General features: G+C 36.0%; 17 protein-coding genes. 16 read left to right on the top strand and 1 reads right to left on the bottom strand.

What is annotated here, in order from left to right:
• The first annotated feature begins 12 nt into the window (after positions 1-12).
• The 13 genes from J8281_RS15660 to J8281_RS15720 all read left to right on the top strand — a co-directional run bounded on the left by J8281_RS15660 (position 13) and on the right by J8281_RS15720 (position 15,578).
• Positions 13-1,236 (top strand): Nramp family divalent metal transporter, encoded by a 1,224-nt coding sequence (locus tag J8281_RS15660; protein ID WP_210198594.1) that lies wholly within the window; start codon positions 13-15, stop codon positions 1,234-1,236.
• A gap of 25 nt (positions 1,237-1,261) precedes the next feature.
• Positions 1,262-1,990, top strand: a complete 729-nt coding sequence (gene pxpA / locus J8281_RS15665) for a 5-oxoprolinase subunit PxpA (protein ID WP_210198595.1) — start codon at positions 1,262-1,264, stop codon at positions 1,988-1,990.
• 8 nt (positions 1,991-1,998) lie between these two features.
• A complete protein-coding gene (gene pxpB, locus J8281_RS15670; RefSeq protein ID WP_210198596.1) occupies positions 1,999-2,736 on the top strand; it encodes a 5-oxoprolinase subunit PxpB in 738 nt (245 codons plus the stop codon).
• A complete protein-coding gene (locus J8281_RS15675; RefSeq protein ID WP_210198597.1) occupies positions 2,724-3,584 on the top strand; it encodes a biotin-dependent carboxyltransferase family protein in 861 nt (286 codons plus the stop codon). Before pxpB ends, J8281_RS15675 begins: the two co-directional genes overlap by 13 nt.
• A gap of 223 nt (positions 3,585-3,807) precedes the next feature.
• Positions 3,808-4,203: a hypothetical protein gene (locus J8281_RS15680; protein WP_210198598.1), complete on the top strand. Its 396-nt coding sequence runs from the start codon at positions 3,808-3,810 to the stop codon at positions 4,201-4,203.
• 668 nt (positions 4,204-4,871) lie between these two features.
• Positions 4,872-5,648 carry a sensor histidine kinase gene (locus tag J8281_RS15685; RefSeq protein WP_210198599.1) on the top strand — a complete coding sequence of 259 codons (777 nt, stop codon included), beginning with the start codon at positions 4,872-4,874 and terminating at the stop codon, positions 5,646-5,648.
• Positions 5,649-5,767: 119 nt separating this feature from the next.
• Positions 5,768-6,418 (top strand): response regulator transcription factor, encoded by a 651-nt coding sequence (locus J8281_RS15690; RefSeq protein ID WP_210198600.1) that lies wholly within the window; start codon positions 5,768-5,770, stop codon positions 6,416-6,418.
• Positions 6,419-7,356: 938 nt separating this feature from the next.
• Entirely contained in the window at positions 7,357-9,033 is a 1,677-nt protein-coding gene (ilvD, locus tag J8281_RS15695) for a dihydroxy-acid dehydratase (RefSeq protein WP_210198601.1), read from the top strand.
• A gap of 168 nt (positions 9,034-9,201) precedes the next feature.
• Positions 9,202-10,935, top strand: coding sequence for a biosynthetic-type acetolactate synthase large subunit (gene ilvB, locus J8281_RS15700; protein WP_210198602.1), 1,734 nt, complete (start codon positions 9,202-9,204; stop codon positions 10,933-10,935).
• Positions 10,936-10,984: 49 nt separating this feature from the next.
• Positions 10,985-11,518: an acetolactate synthase small subunit gene (gene ilvN / locus J8281_RS15705; RefSeq protein WP_210198603.1), complete on the top strand. Its 534-nt coding sequence runs from the start codon at positions 10,985-10,987 to the stop codon at positions 11,516-11,518.
• Between the two features lie 181 nt (positions 11,519-11,699).
• The gene (gene ilvC / locus J8281_RS15710) at positions 11,700-13,175 is read left to right on the top strand and encodes a ketol-acid reductoisomerase (protein WP_210198604.1); all 1,476 of its coding nucleotides are present in this window, start codon (positions 11,700-11,702) and stop codon (positions 13,173-13,175) included.
• Between the two features lie 122 nt (positions 13,176-13,297).
• Complete coding sequence (ilvA, locus tag J8281_RS15715) at positions 13,298-14,563, top strand: threonine ammonia-lyase IlvA (protein WP_210198605.1); 1,266 nt, start codon at positions 13,298-13,300, stop codon at positions 14,561-14,563.
• Between the two features lie 469 nt (positions 14,564-15,032).
• Positions 15,033-15,578 (top strand): hypothetical protein, encoded by a 546-nt coding sequence (locus J8281_RS15720; protein ID WP_210198606.1) that lies wholly within the window; start codon positions 15,033-15,035, stop codon positions 15,576-15,578.
• A gap of 55 nt (positions 15,579-15,633) precedes the next feature.
• Here J8281_RS15720 and J8281_RS15725 read toward each other — a convergent pair whose 3' ends face one another.
• Positions 15,634-15,939, bottom strand: a complete 306-nt coding sequence (locus J8281_RS15725) for a hypothetical protein (protein WP_210198607.1) — start codon at positions 15,937-15,939, stop codon at positions 15,634-15,636.
• 988 nt (positions 15,940-16,927) lie between these two features.
• Here J8281_RS15725 and J8281_RS15730 point away from each other — a divergent pair.
• From J8281_RS15730 to argC, 3 genes are read left to right on the top strand one after another with little or no spacing between them, the layout of a single operon-like run.
• Positions 16,928-17,569, top strand: coding sequence for a GNAT family N-acetyltransferase (locus J8281_RS15730; protein ID WP_210198608.1), 642 nt, complete (start codon positions 16,928-16,930; stop codon positions 17,567-17,569).
• Positions 17,557-18,747, top strand: a complete 1,191-nt coding sequence (locus tag J8281_RS15735) for an argininosuccinate synthase (protein WP_210198609.1) — start codon at positions 17,557-17,559, stop codon at positions 18,745-18,747. The genes J8281_RS15730 and J8281_RS15735 overlap by 13 nt, the downstream gene beginning before the upstream one ends.
• Positions 18,744-19,721, top strand: coding sequence for an N-acetyl-gamma-glutamyl-phosphate reductase (gene argC, locus J8281_RS15740; RefSeq protein ID WP_210198610.1), 978 nt, complete (start codon positions 18,744-18,746; stop codon positions 19,719-19,721). Before J8281_RS15735 ends, argC begins: the two co-directional genes overlap by 4 nt.
• Positions 19,722-19,804: the final 83 nt, after the last annotated feature.

The following is a 19,804-nucleotide window of genomic DNA, read 5'->3' on the forward strand; positions in this document are numbered from 1 at the left end:
ATATTTTTAAGAATGATAAAAAGAGGGTTGTCCAATTTAGGTCCGGGGACACTGGTGACTGCAGCATTTATCGGTCCGGGAACAGTTACCGTGTGTACGTTGGCTGGAGTTCAATTTGGGTACACATTATTATGGGTCTTGTGTTTATCGGTTATAGCATGTATAATTCTGCAAGAAATGGCGGCACGTTTGGGCTTGGTAACCCAAAAAGGGCTAAGTGAGATTGTTACATCGCACGTCAAAAACAAATTTGCGAGATCCTTACTTATAATTATCATCATTGCTGCTATATTTATAGGAAACGCCGCATATGAAGCAGGTAATATTAGCGGTGGGGTATTGGGGCTGTCTACCTTAGTGGGTTCACCTTATATTGTTTTAGGGGATCTAAGTATTAATTATCTCAGCCTTATTATAGGAGTATTGGCCTTTACACTATTATTTATAGGGAATTATAAAATCCTAGAGCGTAGCCTGATGATATTAGTGTTAGGTATGAGTATGGCTTTTGTCATAACAGCTATCATGACCAAACCGAATATATTTTCTATGGGTAAAGGATTTATTCCCTCGTTTGAATCTGAAAAGCTTTTAACAATTATTGGATTAATTGGGACAACAGTAGTGCCCTATAATCTCTTTCTACATGCATCGTTGGTAAAAGAGAAATGGCATCATCCCGAACAATTACCGTTAGCAAGAAAAGATACGATAGTTGCCATTGTTTTAGGAGGTATAATGTCGATGGCCATTATCGTTGCAAGTGCAGCAATACAAAATGCAGAAATCAATAATGCCGCCGATTTGGCCAAAAGTATAGAGCCTATATTTGGATCTGCAGCCAAATACGTGCTCTCTTTAGGGCTGTTTGCTGCCGGAATTACCTCTGCAATTACTGCGCCTTTGGCAGCTGCTTATGTTGTGAAAGGCTGTCTGGGGTGGGAAAATAATTTGAAAAGTGCAAAATTTAGAGCCGTATGGATGTTTATTCTTTTACTTGGGGTTGTTTGTTCTTCTCTAGGCCTAAAATCTATAGAGATTATACAATTTGCTCAAATGGCAAATGGACTTTTATTGCCCGTCATCGCTGTGATACTTTTATGGGTAATGAATGCTAAAAAAGTATTAGGCACATACACCAATTCTGGGTATCAAAATTTAGCCGGATTCTTAATTGTCTTGGTTACTATTTTTCTCGGACTTAGAAGTGTATGGAAAGTGATCGTAGAATTGTAAGAATTTTTTGTAAATTTTGTAAGAAATGAAGCAGCTACTTTTAAATGCAGACGTTGGTGAAGAAATGGGTTTTGATACTCAGATTATGCCTCTTATTTCTTGGTGTAATATTGCCTGTGGCAGCCATGCCGGAAACGAAAAAGTAATCCGAGATACTATCAGTTTAGCAAGCGAGTACAGTGTAAAGATCGGAGCACATCCCTCATATCCTGACAGAAAAAATTTTGGTAGAGCAACCATGATAATAGCATACGAAGACTTGGTGACATCTCTTAAAATACAAATCGAAGTGGTTAAGTTTCAAGCCGAAAAGCTAGGGAATAACTTACATCATATAAAGCCACATGGTGCTTTGTATAATGATGCCATAAAAGACGAAAAGGTTGCTTCTGCAATCATAGATGCTACTATAAGTGTCGATAAAAGTCTCTATCTAGTAACGACAAAAAACTCAAAGCTGGCTTGTGCAGCCAAGGATAAATTGAAAGTAAAATATGAGGTCTTCGCAGATCGAAGATACAATGAAGATTTATCGTTGGTATCCCGGTCAGAAAGTGATGCTGTAATTACTGATCCACAAGAGGTTTTTGATCACGTATATCAAATGTTTTCCAAGGGGTACGTCACTACTAAAAAGGGTATAGAAAAAGAGATTTTTTTTGACACGATTTGTGTACACGGTGACAACCCAAAATCGGTAAGCATTTTACGCTATTTACATCAAAAAATTTCAGAGTTGAAATTAAATTTTTAAAGTATAGAATGAGGTATAGACTGAAATATAAACCGTATGCCGAAGATGCTATTTTAATTGAATGGCCTCCCGAAATTGATGAAAATATACTTCAGGACATACTTATTTTTCAGGAAAAAATAAAAACACAGTATAATAAAGTAATTATCGAGGTGGTCTCAGCATATAACTCATTGCTAGTTTATTACTTAAGTGCTATAGAAGATTTCTATGATAAGATTTCAGGGCTCAAGGCCTTATACAATTCAAATACGGTGCCCCTACAAAAAAAGCAAAAAGTTTGGAAACTTCCGGTCTGCTATTCACCTCACTTAGCTCCTGATCTAATTTCTTTTTCAAAAACCAAAGCACTTTCAATAGACGATATTATTAGTCTACATACCGCTCCGCAATATACGGTTTATTTTTTAGGTTTTCTTCCGGGTTTTCTGTATTTGGGTGGGTTACCTCAAACCTTACATTTTATAAGAAAAAAAACACCAGCGCCTATAGTAGAAAGAGGTGCTGTTGCTATAGGGGGAAATCAAACTGGAATATACCCGGTAGATAGTCCGGGAGGCTGGCACGTAATAGGTAAATGTCCCCTTAATTTATTTGACGCTCATCAAGAAATTCCTTCACGTGTTTGTCCGAGTGATCGCGTTCAATTTGTATCCATATCGGCATCTCAATATACCGAGATAAGAACCAAAGTTTTAAACAAAAATTATTTCCCTGAACCTGAAGAACTATCATGGGGAAAGTAAAAGTCGTTACACCAGGTTTATTTTCTACAATTCAAGACTTGGGTCGTTTTGGCTACGCAAAATACGGTGTGCCTTTTGGTGGAGCAATGGATAGAACTTCTTTTACTTTGGCAAACGCTCTTTTAGGAAATCATGAAAATGATGCCTGTATCGAATGGGTGTATCAACCGCCTATCTTACAATTTAGTGAACCAACCGTAGTGTGCTTAACCGGAGCTCGTACGACTGGCTTTTTGAACGAAAAAGAAATTTCAATGAATCGTCAATTAAGAGTGAATAAAAATGATGTTCTGACTATAAATTTTTGTAAGAATGGTCAATATGGTTATGTAGGAATAAAAGGTGGGTTTCAATCTGAAGTTGTATTGAACAGCCGATCTTTTTTTAAAGAAATTACTTCAAAAGAATCGCTGCAAAAAGGGGACGAAATTATGTATACACCAGTTAAGACGTTTACCGATAGTTTTTCTGTACTATCTACCAAGCTTTTCATACCAAACACGGAAACGTTGCAAGTCTATAAAGGTCCTGAATTTGATTCGTTAACCCCTGAACAAAAAGAATTTTTGATACACCATTCGTTTACTATTTCGGGTATGGCTAATCGCATGGCAATACAGCTAAACGAGGTGTTACCAAATAGCTTACCATCTCTATTAACCTCTCCTGTACTTCCTGGTACAGTGCAATTAACACCATCAGGCAGGCTTATTGTATTAATGCGTGATAGTCAAACCACAGGGGGATATCCAAGAGTATTACAATTAAATATATCTTCAATTGATGTGATGGCTCAAAAGAGAACCCATGAAAAAGTTAAATTTGAAATAAAGGATTTACTTTTATAAATGTTATAAAACTTTATAGGGGGAAAACCCCTAACCTGCGACAGGGGAAAAACCCCCTTGTGTTAAATTTTTCTAAAATTGTGTTTTGTATTCAAAATATTGATAGTCAGTTTTTTAAAATTTTCAAAGTTGTTAAAAATTAAGATAAGAAGCATCGGTCATTTGTAGGCTGTCATGTTTTTTGGTAATATTATTGCCAGTTAAACTTAAAAAGTAACATGTAATGGCAAAAAAACGACCCGAAAAATGTATAAGTGTAGAAGAAGCAAAGGTGCTTCAAGACACTTGGTGTTGTACAAGAACCCCAGAAATAGATAGATGTATCGGTTTTGAAGACCATAGAGAATTTTGGTGGAGCTTAGACGAGTTAATGGATTATCTTAAATACGTAAAGCGAAAGTCTAGAAAACAAGGTATTCATGACCCGGGGATTCGATTGTATTTTGGAGCCTATCCCAAAGAACAATGTAAAATGGGGAAAGGGTATGCAACTGCTTTCTTTGCGCCAACAGGTTCGCCGGTAGGTGAACAAGGGAAAGGCCTAGATAACGCGCCAAATAATTATAATATTGAGGCTTATAATCAAGGGGGAAGTGGAAATCCTCCATTTGAGTATTAGTAGATGATATTCTCTTTTTCTTATTTGATTGCAGAATTTGTAGCCTCAATAGTTGGCACAATATTTATAACAAAATATCGAGAAGATAAGATTTCTCGATATTTTGTATATTTTTTATGGTTCATATTTATAACAGAACTAGTAGGCAGTCTGCCTTTTTTTCTGTTTAAACTCAATCTTTATGATTACATCAAAGACAGTATAATCCAAAACACTCAGTGGCTTTATAATATTCAAGTTATTCTTAGTTTTTCTTTCTATGTCTATTATTTCAGTCTGAATTATAAAACCTCAAGTTTGAAGAGGTATGTTAATATTTTAATATGTATTTACATAATAGGAGCAATTACTAATTTAATTTTTTCTGGCGTTTTCTTTTCGGAAATGTCTTCATTTTCCTATATAATTGGCACTGTACTTCTTTTCATTGGGGGAATAATTTATCTTTTTGAAACTCTTCAAAGTGATAAGATTTTAACTTTCTACAAAACACTCCCTTTCTATATTGTAATTGGTTCGATTTCATTTCATTTGATCGTAACTCCATTGTTTATTTATGATATTTACCATAGTTTGAAAAGTAGTCCTGATTTTGTTGATGTTAGAAGGATTATTTTAAATAGTGCAATAATTTTTATGTATACTTGCTATACCATTGGATTTCTCGTATGCTTGAAAAAGAACAAATCTTACTCATAATATATTTTACCGTCATTATCCTTTTCTTCTTGGTTTTCGGTATTATATTTTTTATTGCATTTCAACGTCGAAAAAACAAACTCCTTCTCGATAAACTAAAAGCAGAACAACGATTTGAAGATGAAATTTTTAAATCCCGTATAGAGATCCAGGAACAAGCGCTTAAAAATGTAAGCTGGGAGCTACATGATAATATAGGTCAATTGTTATCTACTGCTGTGATGCAAATAAATATTATGGGAACCTCGCTAGAGAAAGAAGCCTTAGATTCGTTACAAGATGTTCGTAAATTAGTAGGAGATAGCTTACAAGAAATTCGTAACCTGTCTAAAACTCTAAATAATGAGGTAATTCATAATATAGGTTTAGAAAAATCCATACGTGTCGAGTTGGATCGATTTGAAAAGCTACGTTTTCTTAAAACAAACCTTTTCATACATGGAGAAGAGGTTCATATCAATCCTAAAGATGAAATTATCTTGTACCGTATTATACAAGAGTTTTTCTCTAATACCATAAAACATGCTGAAGCTGCTCATCTTAGTGTAGTTTTAGAATATACTCCTCATGCTTTGATAATCAAGGTAGAAGATGACGGGGTAGGATTTGATATGAAATCGGTACAGGCAAATTCAGGGTTATTAAATATGAAAAGTAGAGCAGCATTGGTAAAGGCAGATTTTAACTATTCGTCTTCACTAGGAAAAGGAGTGTCGATAACATTATCTTATCCTTTAAAAAAATAAGTGTAATTGGCACTACAAAAGGGTTTAATACCCCCGAGGCTCGCCTTAAAATTAAAATTTGGTTTCTTATAAATGATTCTTGGGCTTGGCTCTGGGTAGTTTACTATAAAGTGTATATTATGAAGAAAAAGACTATTGTTATTGTTGACGACCATTTGTTATTCGCACAATCTCTAGAAAGCTTAATCTCTAAACTGGAACATTACGAAGTTCTGGCTATTTTGAAGAATGGGAAAGAACTAACTCAATATTATTTACATAAACGTAGAGTGCCGGATCTTATACTTTTGGATGTAAAAATGCCGGTTATGGATGGTGTTCAAACCATGCAATGGCTTAAGGAAAACAGACCCGAGCAAAAAGTGTTGGCATTAACCATGGAAGACGACGAGGATACGATCATCAAAATGCTAAGAGCCGGCGCAAAGGGATACCTGCTTAAAGATATTCATCCCGAAAACTTCGAATTTGCGATGAAAATGGTTATCGAACAAGGGTTTTATTATTCTGGAAAAATTGAAAGCGCTCTGCGTAATGTCGATGATAACAAATCCACACGCGATTTGCATGAAAAGTTAACAGAAAGGGAATGGAATTTCTTAAAACACGCCTGTACAGAACTCACCTACAAAGATATTGCTGTAGAAATGGGGTTGAGCCCTAAAACGGTCGAAAATTATCGAGAGGCTGTCTTTAAAAAATTGGAAGTAAAAACCAGAGTTGGTCTCGTCATTTACAGTATGAAAAATAATTTGATCAAAATTGATTGAAAACCTAAAAAAAGGTTCAGTGATATAGGAATTATGTAAAAATTTTACGAATATCCGTAATTTAACCTAAACGGTTTGTGTCTAGCTGAATACTGAAACGAGTTCAACACAGGCTTGTTTCAGTTTTTCATCTCAATGTACTGAAAATAAAGGTGATGAGATCTTGAAATGAATTCAGGATGACTTCTCAGTTAAATTTTTAGGTATAATAACGGACAATCAAAAATTTTTTTATATTTGATACATAAATGAAGAATACCAATAGAAATAGTAGCATTGTCATTATCGAGGTGATTGTATCAACTTGAAAAGGGACTAGTGCATTATAAAATATATAACATCCCTTTGTAACCGCAAAGGGATTTTTGTTTGAAATAACTTTCACTAAAAGAAAGAAATGAATAGTAATATAGTAATCAATAGTATTAAAATTATAGTGATTGGTTCAGCATAAATAAGGGATCTTAGACATGGTACTACAGTAAAATCCCTTTACATTTTAAAGGGATTTTTTGTGTAATACCAAATCTGCTATTTTATGGTAGATTTGGTATAAATACACTAATATTTTAGAAAGATGTATATATAGTGATTGTAAAAAAAATAAATATAAAATACTGTAAATCAATTAGTAAAGTCCTTTAACATCCTGTTGGATATTGTAAGAATCTTGAATGATATTTAAGGTTTTCAGTACAACGAAATAATTTTACGTAGTGTTTATAAACAATAGTATTAATATTTCAATAAAAAAGTTAAATAATTGCATTATTAATAAATAATTGAATGTTCATAAAATTACCTAAATGTTAAAATCAATACTAGCATGTCACATTGAGTGTAGTCGAGATGTATGTATCAACCCTACGATTCCGCTCAGGATGACATATACAATAGGTACTTAAACGGATACTCATAATAAATATATTCAGAAGCGAATGTGTATAAATAAATATAGTAGACAAGTTACTCAAGATGATACCCAACCTGCGGCACAAGCTATGCTTCACGCCATTGGACTCACCGATGAAGACTTCAATAAACCACTAGTGGGAATTGCCAGTACGGGATACGAAGGTAATCCATGTAATATGCATCTTAATGATCTGGCGACGTTAGTAAAAAAAGGAACGCAACAAGAAGATGTGGTCGGATTGATTTTTAATACTATTGGTGTAAGTGACGGAATTTCTATGGGAACCCCGGGAATGCGGTTTTCTTTGCCATCCAGAGATGTTATTGCCGATTCTATGGAAACAGTGGTGCAGGCTATGTCATATGATGGAATGGTAACTGTTGTCGGTTGTGATAAAAATATGCCGGGTGCACTTATGGCAATGCTGCGCTTAAATCGTCCTTCTATTCTGGTATATGGGGGTACTATCGCTTCTGGATGCCATGAGGGGAAAAAACTAGATGTCGTTTCTGCTTTCGAAGCTTGGGGAGAAAAGGTAGCCGGTACCATCACACAAAAAGAATATAAAAGTGTTATAGAAAAAGCGTGTCCGGGAGCAGGAGCATGTGGTGGTATGTATACCGCAAATACCATGGCATCGGCCATCGAAGCCTTAGGGATGTCATTACCCTACAATTCGTCAAACCCTGCCATTAGTAAACACAAAGAAGAAGAAAGTATCGCTGCAGGGCGTGCCATGCGATTATTACTCGAAAAAGATATTAAACCCAAAGATATTGTTACCAAAAAGTCACTAGAAAATGCCATACGGTTGGTTACCATTCTTGGCGGCTCGACCAATGCTGTGTTACATTTTCTGGCAATTGCTAGGGTGGCCGATGTTGAGTTCACATTGGCAGATTTTCAAAGAATAAGCGATGAAACTCCATTCTTGGCAGATTTAAAGCCTAGCGGAAAATATTTAATGGAAGATGTTCATAATGTTGGCGGAATCCCTGCGGTATTAAAATATTTGTTGAAGAAAGGCTTGCTGCACGGTGATTGTTTAACAGTTACCGGAAAAACACTGGCAGAGAATCTTTTAGACATTCCTGACCTTTCTGAAGGTCAAGACGTAATCAAACCCTTAGAACAACCCATTAAACAAACAGGTCATTTACGAATTATGTTTGGAAATCTTGCCAAAGATGGATGTGTTGCCAAAATTACGGGTAAAGAAGGATTGCGTTTCCAAGGAAAAGCAAAAGTGTTTAATGGCGAGTATGCCGCAAATGATGGTATTCGTGATGGTAAAGTAAAAAAAGGAGACGTAGTCGTCATACGGTACGAAGGACCCAAAGGAGGGCCTGGTATGCCAGAAATGCTTAAGCCTACCGCAGCCATTATGGGTGCCGGACTTGGTAAAGATGTTGCATTAATAACCGATGGAAGATTTTCTGGAGGAACCCACGGGTTTGTTGTAGGGCATATTACTCCAGAGGCGCAAGAAGGGGGGTTAATTGGTATTGTCGAGGATGGGGATATGATAACGATAGATGCTGAAACCAATTCAATTATAGTCGATATCGATCAGGCTGAAATTGAAAAGAGAAGAGCAAAATGGACACAACCCGAATTAAAATTTAAAAGGGGAGTGTTATATAAATATGCTAAAACCGTCTCATCTGCGTCAAAAGGATGCGTTACTGATGAATTTTAATAAGAACGAGCAATACATAGTATTGATATCGATAGTTTTGTCATTCCTGCGTAGGTAGGGAATCCAATAAAACTTCAATACAACATATTGATTTCAATAATTCTCATTTTGGCCAAAGTCAGGATGTAAATAAGTTCCGAAGAACAATCGGAGACCAAATACAAGCGTATGGAAACACAAACGCAAAGCATAAAAAAGGAAAGAACAGTGCGAAAAGAACGCATTACCGGGGCTGAGGCGGTAATTCGTTGTCTGTTGGCAGAGGGTGTAGATCTCATCTATGGGTATCCGGGTGGAGCAATCATGCCTGTGTATGATGAATTGTATAAATTTCAAGATCAATTACACCACGTACTAACTCGACATGAACAAGGAGCTACTCATGCTGCTCAAGGGTATGCCCGTACAAGCGGTAAGGTGGGTGTTGCTATCGCAACATCTGGTCCCGGAGCGACTAATTTTGTTACAGGTATCGCAGACGCTCAAATTGATTCAACACCGATGGTTTGTATTACCGGGCAGGTAGGTTCTCATTTGTTAGGTTCTGATGCCTTTCAAGAAACCGATATTATCGGAATTTCTACGCCGATTACAAAATGGAATCATCAGGTTACAAAAGCGGAAGATATTCCTGAAATTTTGGCAAAAGCTTTTTATATCGCACGCTCTGGTCGTCCCGGCCCTGTATTGATAGATATTACAAAAGATGCCCAATTTGGAGAACTTGATTTTGAGTATACCAAGTGTAAAGGGATTCGAAGTTACATTCCGGTACCAGAAACTGATCCTAAAAGTCTGGAAAAAGCAGCCGCAATGATCAACGCGGCCAAAAAGCCCATGATCGTTTTTGGTCAGGGCGTTATTCTGGGTGAAGCCGAAGAAGAACTACAAAATTTCATTCAAAAATCCGGGATTCCGGCAGCATGGACCATCCTGGGGCTTTCTGCGCTACCTACCGCTCATCCGCTTAATGTGGGTATGGTAGGCATGCATGGAAATTACGGACCAAATAAATTAACCAACGAATGTGATTTACTGTTGGCCATAGGAATGAGATTCGACGATCGCGTTACCGGAAATCTGGAAACCTATGCAAAGCAGGCAAAGATTGTTCATTTCGAAATAGATCCTGCAGAGGTCAATAAAAATGTAAAGGTTGACGTAGCGGTCATGGGTAATGTAAAGGATACGCTTGCAAAAATTCTTCCTTCGGTAGCAGCAAATTCACATACCTCATGGGTTCAAAAGTTTAAAGATTATGATACTATCGAATTTGAAAAGGTCATTAAAAACGACTTGTACCCAACGCAAGATGGTTTATCAATGGGTGAAGTGTTAAGAGAAATTAATGAAGAGACAAAAGGAGATGCTATTATCGTATCAGATGTGGGGCAACATCAAATGATTGCCTGTCGTTATGCAGCGTTTACAACAACCAAAAGTAATGTTACTTCTGGTGGTTTAGGTACGATGGGATTTGCATTACCAGCGGCCATTGGTGCCAAAATGGGAGCACCAGAGCGAGAGGTGGTGGCTATAATAGGCGACGGAGGGTACCAAATGACCATCCAGGAGCTGGGTACTATATTTCAGACCAAAGTCCCTGTAAAAATCGTAGTACTCAACAATGATTTTTTGGGTATGGTACGACAATGGCAACAATTGTTTTTTGATAAACGATATGCGTCTACAGAGATGGTGAATCCTGATTTTGTAACCATTGCACAAGGATATCATATCGCCGCGAAACGAGTGACCAAACGAAAAGATTTACAAGAGGCTATAGCAGAAATGATTGCTTCCAAAGAGCCTTATTTTTTAGAGGTATGTGTTGAAAAGGAAAATAACGTATTCCCTATGATACCCACGGGAGCATCAGTTTCAGATATAAGACTTGAATAATAAAATTTTATCATTCCGGTGCAGGCTGGAATCCATATCATGTAAAATAATGGAAAAAGAAAATTTTACAATTTCGGTGTATACCGAAAATAATATAGGATTGCTCAACAGAATTTCTGCAATCTTTTTAAAGCGACACATCAATTTGGATAGTATGACCGCATCGCAATCTGAAATTAAAGACGTATTTCGGTTTACCATTGCAGTGAAAGTCACAGAAGAGCAAGTGCAAAAAATTGTAGGCCAAATTGAAAAGCAAATAGAAGTGATCAGGGCTTTTTATCACAAAGAAGAAGAAATTATCTATCAGGAAACAGCGTTGTTTAAAGTGGCTTCCAAATTACTTTTTGAAGAGCGCCAGATTCAAAATGTGATCAAAAATAGCCATGCCAATATTGTAACAGTAACTCCAGAGTTTTTTGTGCTAGAAAAAACTGGAAGACGTAGAGAAGTCGATGCGCTATATCATAAACTCGAACCTTACGGACTCATGCAGTTTACACGATCAGGTCGTATAGCAGTTACTAAAGAAAAATTACATATTTCAACAATTCTTGAAAAATTTACAACAGAAACGGTGTAAGGGATAGCAGCGGCATCCTTTTATTTTTAACGCCGGAAGATAAATTATCGAAAGGATTTTAAAATAAAAGATATAGCGAATAGCCCGACCCGAAGCGTAGTCGTAGGGAACACCCTAATAACAATAAAAATTAAAACTAAACTAGATTTCCAGTTGGGAATAATCACAAATTAAAAAAGAAATGGCAAATTATTTTAATACGCTATCATTACGAGATCAATTAACACAATTAGGAAAATGTAGATTTATGAACGCCGATGAATTTTCGGCAGGCGTAGATGTACTAAAAGATAAAAAAATCGTGATTGTGGGATGTGGTGCACAGGGCCTCAATCAAGGATTGAACATGAGAGATTCTGGACTTGATATTTCTTATGCATTGCGAGAGGCTGCCATTAAAGAAAAACGTCAGTCATATAAAAATGCCACAGCTCATAATTTCAATGTAGGCACCTATGACGAATTGATCCCAGATGCCGATGTGGTTATTAATCTTACTCCCGACAAGCAACATACACAGGTGGTTAACACGGTTATGCCATCAATGAAGCAGGGAGCGACATTGTCGTATTCTCATGGTTTTAATATTGTAGAAGAAGGAATGCAGGTAAGAAAAGATTTGACAGTCATTATGGTTGCGCCAAAATGTCCCGGGTCTGAGGTGAGAGAAGAATATAAAAGAGGGTTTGGTGTCCCTACATTAATCGCCGTTCATCCAGAGAACGATCCGCAGGGGCAGGGTTTCGATCAGGCAAAAGCGTATGCCGTAGCTACCGGAGGGCATAGAGCAGGTGTTTTGGAATCCTCATTTGTGGCCGAAGTTAAATCAGACCTTATGGGCGAACAAACCATACTTTGTGGTTTGCTGCAAACCGGATCTATTTTATGCTTTGATAAGATGGTCGAAAAGGGAATTGATGCTGGTTATGCTTCAAAATTAATTCAATACGGTTGGGAAACCATTACTGAAGGAATGAAATACGGTGGTATTACCAATATGATGGATCGCTTATCAAACCCGTCTAAAATTAAAGCTTTTGAATTATCTGAGGAGCTAAAGGATATCATGCGCCCATTGTTTCATAAGCACATGGACGATATTATGACCGGTCATTTTTCTAAAACCATGATGGAAGACTGGGCCAATGATGATAAAAATTTGCTATCATGGAGAGCTGAAACAGGAGAAACTGCATTTGAAAAAACACCTGCCGGCACCGTTGAAATTTCAGAACAGGAATTTTATGATCATGGTGTATTATTGGTTGCATTTGTAAGAGCAGGAGTAGAATTGGCCTTCGAAGCTATGACAGAATCTGGTATAATTGAAGAATCTGCATATTATGAATCTTTACACGAGACGCCACTAATTGCAAATACTATTGCACGAAAAAAGCTATTCGAAATGAATAGTGTTATCTCTGATACTGCAGAGTATGGGTGCTATTTATTTGATCATGCCTGTAAGCCTTTACTTGCTGATTTTATGAAGAAAATTGATACCGATGTAATTGGTAAGGCTTTTGATCACGATAAACATAATGGTGTAGATAACGCCAAATTGATCGAAGTAAATGCAGCATTACGAAGTCATCCTATAGAAACCGTTGGTGCCAGACTTCGTGAATCTATGACTGCCATGAAACAAATAGTTTGATTTCATGAAAACCGTGAAAGTAATAAATTTTTGTTCAGCCGGATCTGTTGAAGTTTGAATTTGTGTATTGTGTGAGCTTTAATGGATCCTGGCTAGCAAAGTTTTTTTAATTTAATGTTGGAATGCGTACCACAACAACTACCTATTTTCCTGAAATAGAAAATATCCATAAGGCAGCTTCTACAATTCGCGATGTTGCTATGGTTACTCCTTTGATGCCTAGTATTCGATATTCGAAAAGATATAATGCTAATGTGCTATTAAAGCGGGAGGATCTTCAACGCGTGCGATCTTATAAAATTCGCGGGGCATATAATAAGATAAGCTCACTTACCCAAGAAGAACGAGAACGCGGAGTGGTTTGTGCCAGTGCCGGTAACCATGCACAAGGGGTAGCGTTTGCCTGCCATCATTTGGGAATCGAAGGAACGATATTTATGCCTTCAGTAACACCTAAACAAAAAATAGCTCAAACACAAATGTTTGGTGGAGATGCTGTAAAAATTGTATTAGAAGGTGATACCTTTGATGCATCCTCAAAAGCAGCTTTAAAGAGCTGTAAAAGAGAAGGTAAAACTTTTGTTCATCCCTTTGATGACCCCAAAACTATTGAAGGTCAGGGTACTATTGGTCTCGAAATCTTTAAACAAGCCGATGCTTTTATAGACTATGTTTTTGTAGCTGTAGGTGGTGGTGGACTAGCCTCTGGTTTATGTGGTGCATTAAAAGCGCTATCTCCTAAAACCAAAATTATTGGTATAGAGCCAGAAGGAGCTCCCTCTATGCTCACCTCTATACAAAAGAATAAAAACACCAAAATCTCTACTATTGATAAGTTTATAGATGGAGCTGCAGTTCAAAAGGTAGGTCATCTCAATTTTGAAATTTGTAAAACGTATCTTTCGGACATGTTTACTGTTCCTGAGGGATTCGTTTGTCAAACTATACTTGATTTATACAATAGAGATGCCATTGTAGTCGAACCTGCAGGTGCTTTAACATTAGCTGCCTTAGAGTTTTATAAAGATAAAATTAAAGGTAAAAATGTGGTGTGTATCGTTAGCGGTAGCAATAACGATATAACCCGTACCGCTGAAATTAAGGAAAGAGCTTTATTGTATGCCAATTTGAAACACTACTTTATTGTTCGTTTTCCACAAAGAGCAGGGGCTTTAAAACAATTTGTAGGCGAAGTGCTGGGACCCAACGATGATATTACCCATTTTGAATACTCAAAAAAATCGAGTAGAGAAAATGCCCCCGCAGTCGTAGGCATAGAATTGAAAGATAAAAACGACCTCGAGCCTTTAATTTCCAGAATGAAAGAACTCAATTTTTTTGGAGATTATTTAAACGATAAACCCGATTTATTTCAGTTTTTGGTATAATTTTCGAATATCCTTAAAAACTCGAATTTATGCATCACCTTGTTCTAGGGTCTCAATTTACTGCATATTAAAAATAAATTCTTTATACGTTGAAAAATGAATTCAGCAAGGCACGATTTTGATCGTAGTACCGATAACGACTATTATAAAATAATTTCTTAGAATTAATTCAATCATATAGTTAAATAGTTGTCTGCATAACATTATAAGGATACGGCTTAGCGTGATTCAAAGTTTGTTTCGGAATCTTACTGTACTTATAAACTGTTATTTGCAATAAAAACCTAAATCAAGCCTGTACTAAATTCGTTTTAGTATTTAGGTTGATGATAACAACTCATTATAGGTTATAGATACTCAAATATGTCTTCTCAATTATGGTTAAACCCTAAAATACTCATTAAAAATTTGTTAATTAACTCTTTTTATCCATATATTCGTACATTTAAACGATAAAACTATATCTATTATGAAAAAACAAGTACTTTTTATTTTCGTTGCTTTTCTTGGTTTAACAGCTGCTCAAGCTCAGGTAAAGCTTGGTTTTGGTCTAGGATATGCCGTACCCTCTGGAGATATTGCAGATATTACAGATGGTGGACTTTCTGCGCATTTAGAATTAGGTTACGGAGTAACAGAGGATATCGATGTGTCTATCCTGTACCATGGTGAATTTTTGGTTGGTGCAGATTCAGACGGGGTATCATATGATGCTGTAGCTCTTGGAAGTTATTTGGTTAATGGACGTTATTACTTTAGAAAAGAAGGTTTTAGACCGTATGGTAGTTTAGGATTAGGTATCACTTCTGTTGGAGCTATAGAAATTGAAGCAGATGGGGGAAATATTGAGTCTGCTGCAAGTGAATCCAATTTTTCTTTTCGTCCGGCTTTAGGTTTTAAGTACGGTGTACTTAATGTAAATGCCGCGTATTTAAGTGCTGGTAAAGTAGGAGATGGAACCGTAGGTGACATAACTTTTAATATTGGTTTATTATTTACTTTTGGAGGTAACTAATAAAAATATTATAAAAACTAAAAACAGCGATTTGAAAGAATCGCTGTTTTTTTGTTTAAAAATTTGATTGCAGAACGATTCGTTCTAACTTTTCATACTGTTCATAAACTACTGTATCTGTCGAATTCGTATCATAAAGAAGACTAATTCTCTCATATAGAATTACAGGAACTTCGTTTAAAAATTGGTCTTCTTCTGTACTATAAAAATCTTTAGTTATCTGCATTTGATCAGAGTGTGTTGTATCGAAATACTCATATATTACCTTCTTTACGATTGGAATATCATTTTCTTCAAAGAAAAGTTGCGCATGTATACTATTACTTATGCAAAAACCGATTAGTAAGCCCCAAATTCTCATATTTTTTCTATTTCTTACTAAAATTAATTGCTTAATCGATGTAAAAATGAAAAGGGTTTGTTAAAAACTTAAAATGATATTCTCAGAAAAGCACAATAAATTCGGTATTCCTATGTTGCTAATTAGCTTTTTGAAGGAAATATATGTTTCAAATAGTGGTTAGTTCGAGATTGCGAACCCTTTTTATTGAGATGAGTATTGAAAAATACTACAAAATTTTTGTTAAAATAATTCACAAGATTTTTAACGCAATAGATTTAGATAGGAGCTCTTTAGAAAATAGGTTTGGTTTAAGCGATTTTGATATTGAAGAAAGTTTAAACCAGTTCTTCACTAACACATATTATATAAAAATATAGAGAATATAAGAAAAATATATATTTTGCTGTTACAATATTAGAATACCACAATTTTTTTATGTAATATTGTCTTTGATTAGTTAACGAAAGGGGCTAAGGCCGACGATTTAGAGTTACTATTATGAAAACAACACTATACATTTATTCAGCATTTAGCGTTCAATTTCTGAACATTTCAACACAATTTACTCCACGCTGTTTCCGTCGCCCCTTGGGGGTCTAGTTTTCTTATGAAGTAGGTGCGCCCTACTTCCCCGAGAGGTACAAATTCCATTTCGATTTTCAGTTTATAAATAGCTGGCATAGTTTGCCAAAGCATTATTTACAAATTGTAATTTTTCTAGGAATAACCATTCTTTATTTTAAATCATCAGTAGCGAGTTAATAGAAGTTCGTTTATCAAACGAGTCCTATCAATTACATATATATCAATAGGAGAAACACAATGGCGAACTCCATCTGATGATCATAAAAACAACAAAAAGAACAGATGAAACGAACATTAATAAAATTTAAAAATTTCTTCACAAAAGGGAATGTTTAAAATTTTAATGTGAGAGCGCAGCGGTTACATAAGTTCTCCATTTTATAATTAATTTATTAGTAAGTAATTAATAAAATTTGAATGAATGAAACATGTTGATATTAGTATAGCCGACGAAAGTCATTCTCGATATGCACAAGAAATTTGTGATGTAATTTCTGCTTCTGCAAAGGTGAGAGGTACTGGTATTGCCAAACGTACTCCTGAGTATATCTATGCCAAAATGAAAAGTGGAAATGCTATTATCGCTCTTTTTCAAAAACGATTTGCCGGATTTTGTTATATAGAAGTTTGGGGTCATGAAAAATATGTAGCACATTCGGGGTTGATAGTACATCCCGATTTCAGAAATCAAGGGCTAGCTAAAAAAATTAAGGAGTTCACCTTTAACCATTCATTACAAAAGTATCCCACATCCAAAGTCTTTGGTATCACTACGGGCTTGGCTGTAATGAAAATTAATTCCGATTTGGGATATAAGCCTGTCACCTTTTCAGAACTTACCGATGATCCAAAGTTCTGGTCAGGGTGCAAAACTTGTACTAATTTCGAGATTTTAACTTCCAAAGATCACAAAATGTGTCTCTGTACGGGCATGTTGTATGATCCTTCAAAAAAAGAAAGAAAAAAAGAAAAGTGGTTTAATAGAAGCGTATTAAAAAGATTAAAAAATATAAAGCAAACCATGCTGGTAAGCAATAAACAATTATTACTATGGAAAAAGTAGTATTAGCATATAGTGGAGGTTTAGACACGTCCTACTGCGTAAAATATCTAATTCATGAAAAAAAAATGCAAGTACACACTATACTGGTGAATACTGGTGGATTTTCTGAAAAAGAATTGGAAGAAACCGAGCAAAGAGCGTATCAACTAGGTAGTGTCGACCACGTAAACAAAACTATACTTGAAGAGTTTTATCAAAAAGCTATTAAGTATTTAATTTTTGGTAATGTCCTAAAAAATAATACCTACCCGCTTTCGGTAAGTGCAGAGCGAATTTTTCAGGCGATCGCAGTTATTCAGCATGCAAAAAAAGTTGGAGCAAAATATATAGCACACGGTAGTACGGGTGCTGGTAACGATCAAATTAGGTTTGATGTCATTTTTCAAACTTTAGCTCCCGAAATTGAAATTCTAACACCCATAAGGGATCTTAAACTTTCCCGACAGGAAGAAGTGAAGTATTTAGAAGGACATGGGGTACATTATAGTTGGGAAAAAGCACAATATTCAATCAACAAAGGAATCTGGGGTACCAGTGTGGGAGGTAAAGAAACCTTGACCTCTAAGAATGCACTACCCGATGAGGCTTATCCAAGTCAGCTTCAAAAAGAAAAAGAAGAAACGGTTACGCTTACTTTTGAAAAGGGGGAACTTATAAAAATAAACGGAGAAAAGGAATCACCTGTTCAGAATATACAAAAGCTGGAAAAACTGGCCAGTGCTTATGCTATCGGAAGAGATATTCATGTAGGAGATACAATTATCGGGATTAAAGGTAGGGTAGGTTTTGAAGCTGCAGCCCCCCTGATTATCATCAAAGCTCACCATTTGTTAGAGAAACATGTGCTTACCAAATGGCAGCAATATTGGAAAGAGCAATTGGCAAATTGGTATGGTATGCTATTGCACGAAGGTAATTATCTCGACCCGGTAATGCGAAACATAGAAGTTTTTTTACAAGATACGCAACATGCTGTTACAGGATCGGTACATGTAAAATTAAAGCCATATCATTTTACGCTCGAAGGTATAAGTTCAGAATTTGATCTGATGAAATCTGATTTTGGACAATATGGTGAAATGAATAACTCCTGGACTGCTGATGATGCCAAAGGCTTTATAAAAATTTATGGCAATGCAAACAAAATATATCACAATGTAAATTCGACAGCATTATGATAAGCGTAGGAATAGTTGGCGGATCAGGGTATACCGCCGGAGAATTATTGAGATTACTACATCATCACCCACATGTGGTTCTGGATTTTGTTTATAGTACAACTAATGCAGGTTTACCTGTAATCAAACAACATCCGGATTTGATTGGAGAAAGTGACCTTAAGTTTACCAATACCATACATCCTGAGATTGATGTGTTATTTTTATGCCTGGGTCATGGAAGATCAAAAGCATTTTTAGAAGAACATGAATTTTCTACAACAACCAAAATTATTGATCTGGGGAATGATTTTAGGTTAGAGAAGGATCAAAAGTATCTTCATCGCAATTTTGTATACGGTCTCCCAGAATTACAGAAAAAGGAAATAAGTGACGCTCAAAATATCGCAAACCCGGGTTGTTTTGCAACGGCTATTCAATTGGCTTTATTACCATTAGCTCATACCGGTCAACTTACCAGTACGATTCACGTAAACGCAACTACCGGCAGTACCGGTGCAGGAGCATTGCCTAGTGCTACCTCTCATTTTAGCTGGAGAGACAATAATTTTTCCAGTTACAAAGTATTCGACCATCAGCATCTGGTAGAAATAGAACAAAGTATAGCCAAAATACAAAGCAATTTTGAAGGGCCGATACTTTTTGTGCCCAATAGAGGTAATTTCAGTAAAGGAATTTATGCTACGATATATACCCCATATCACGATGAAGAGAATACAGCTATTGATTTGTATACTAAGTTTTACGAGGATGCAGTGTTCACGGTTATTTCTGAAGCACCTGTTCATTTAAAACAAGTTTTGAATACTAATAAATGTATTCTCCATATCGAAAAAAAGAGAGGAATGCTCATTATCACCTCCATTATTGATAATTTAATTAAAGGAGCTTCTGGGCAAGCCATTCACAATATGAATCTAATGTTTGGTTTTGAAGAAAAAACAGGATTAGCGCTTAAAGCAAGTGCTTTTTAATGAATTTATATCTCAATGTAATCGGCTTATCAAAGTATATATGCATCGAAAAGTTCAATATATGTCGGATAGGCTCGGGCATA

This window comes from Aquimarina sp. U1-2 (assembly GCF_017897595.1).
Taxonomy (GTDB): Bacteria; Bacteroidota; Bacteroidia; order Flavobacteriales; family Flavobacteriaceae; genus Aquimarina.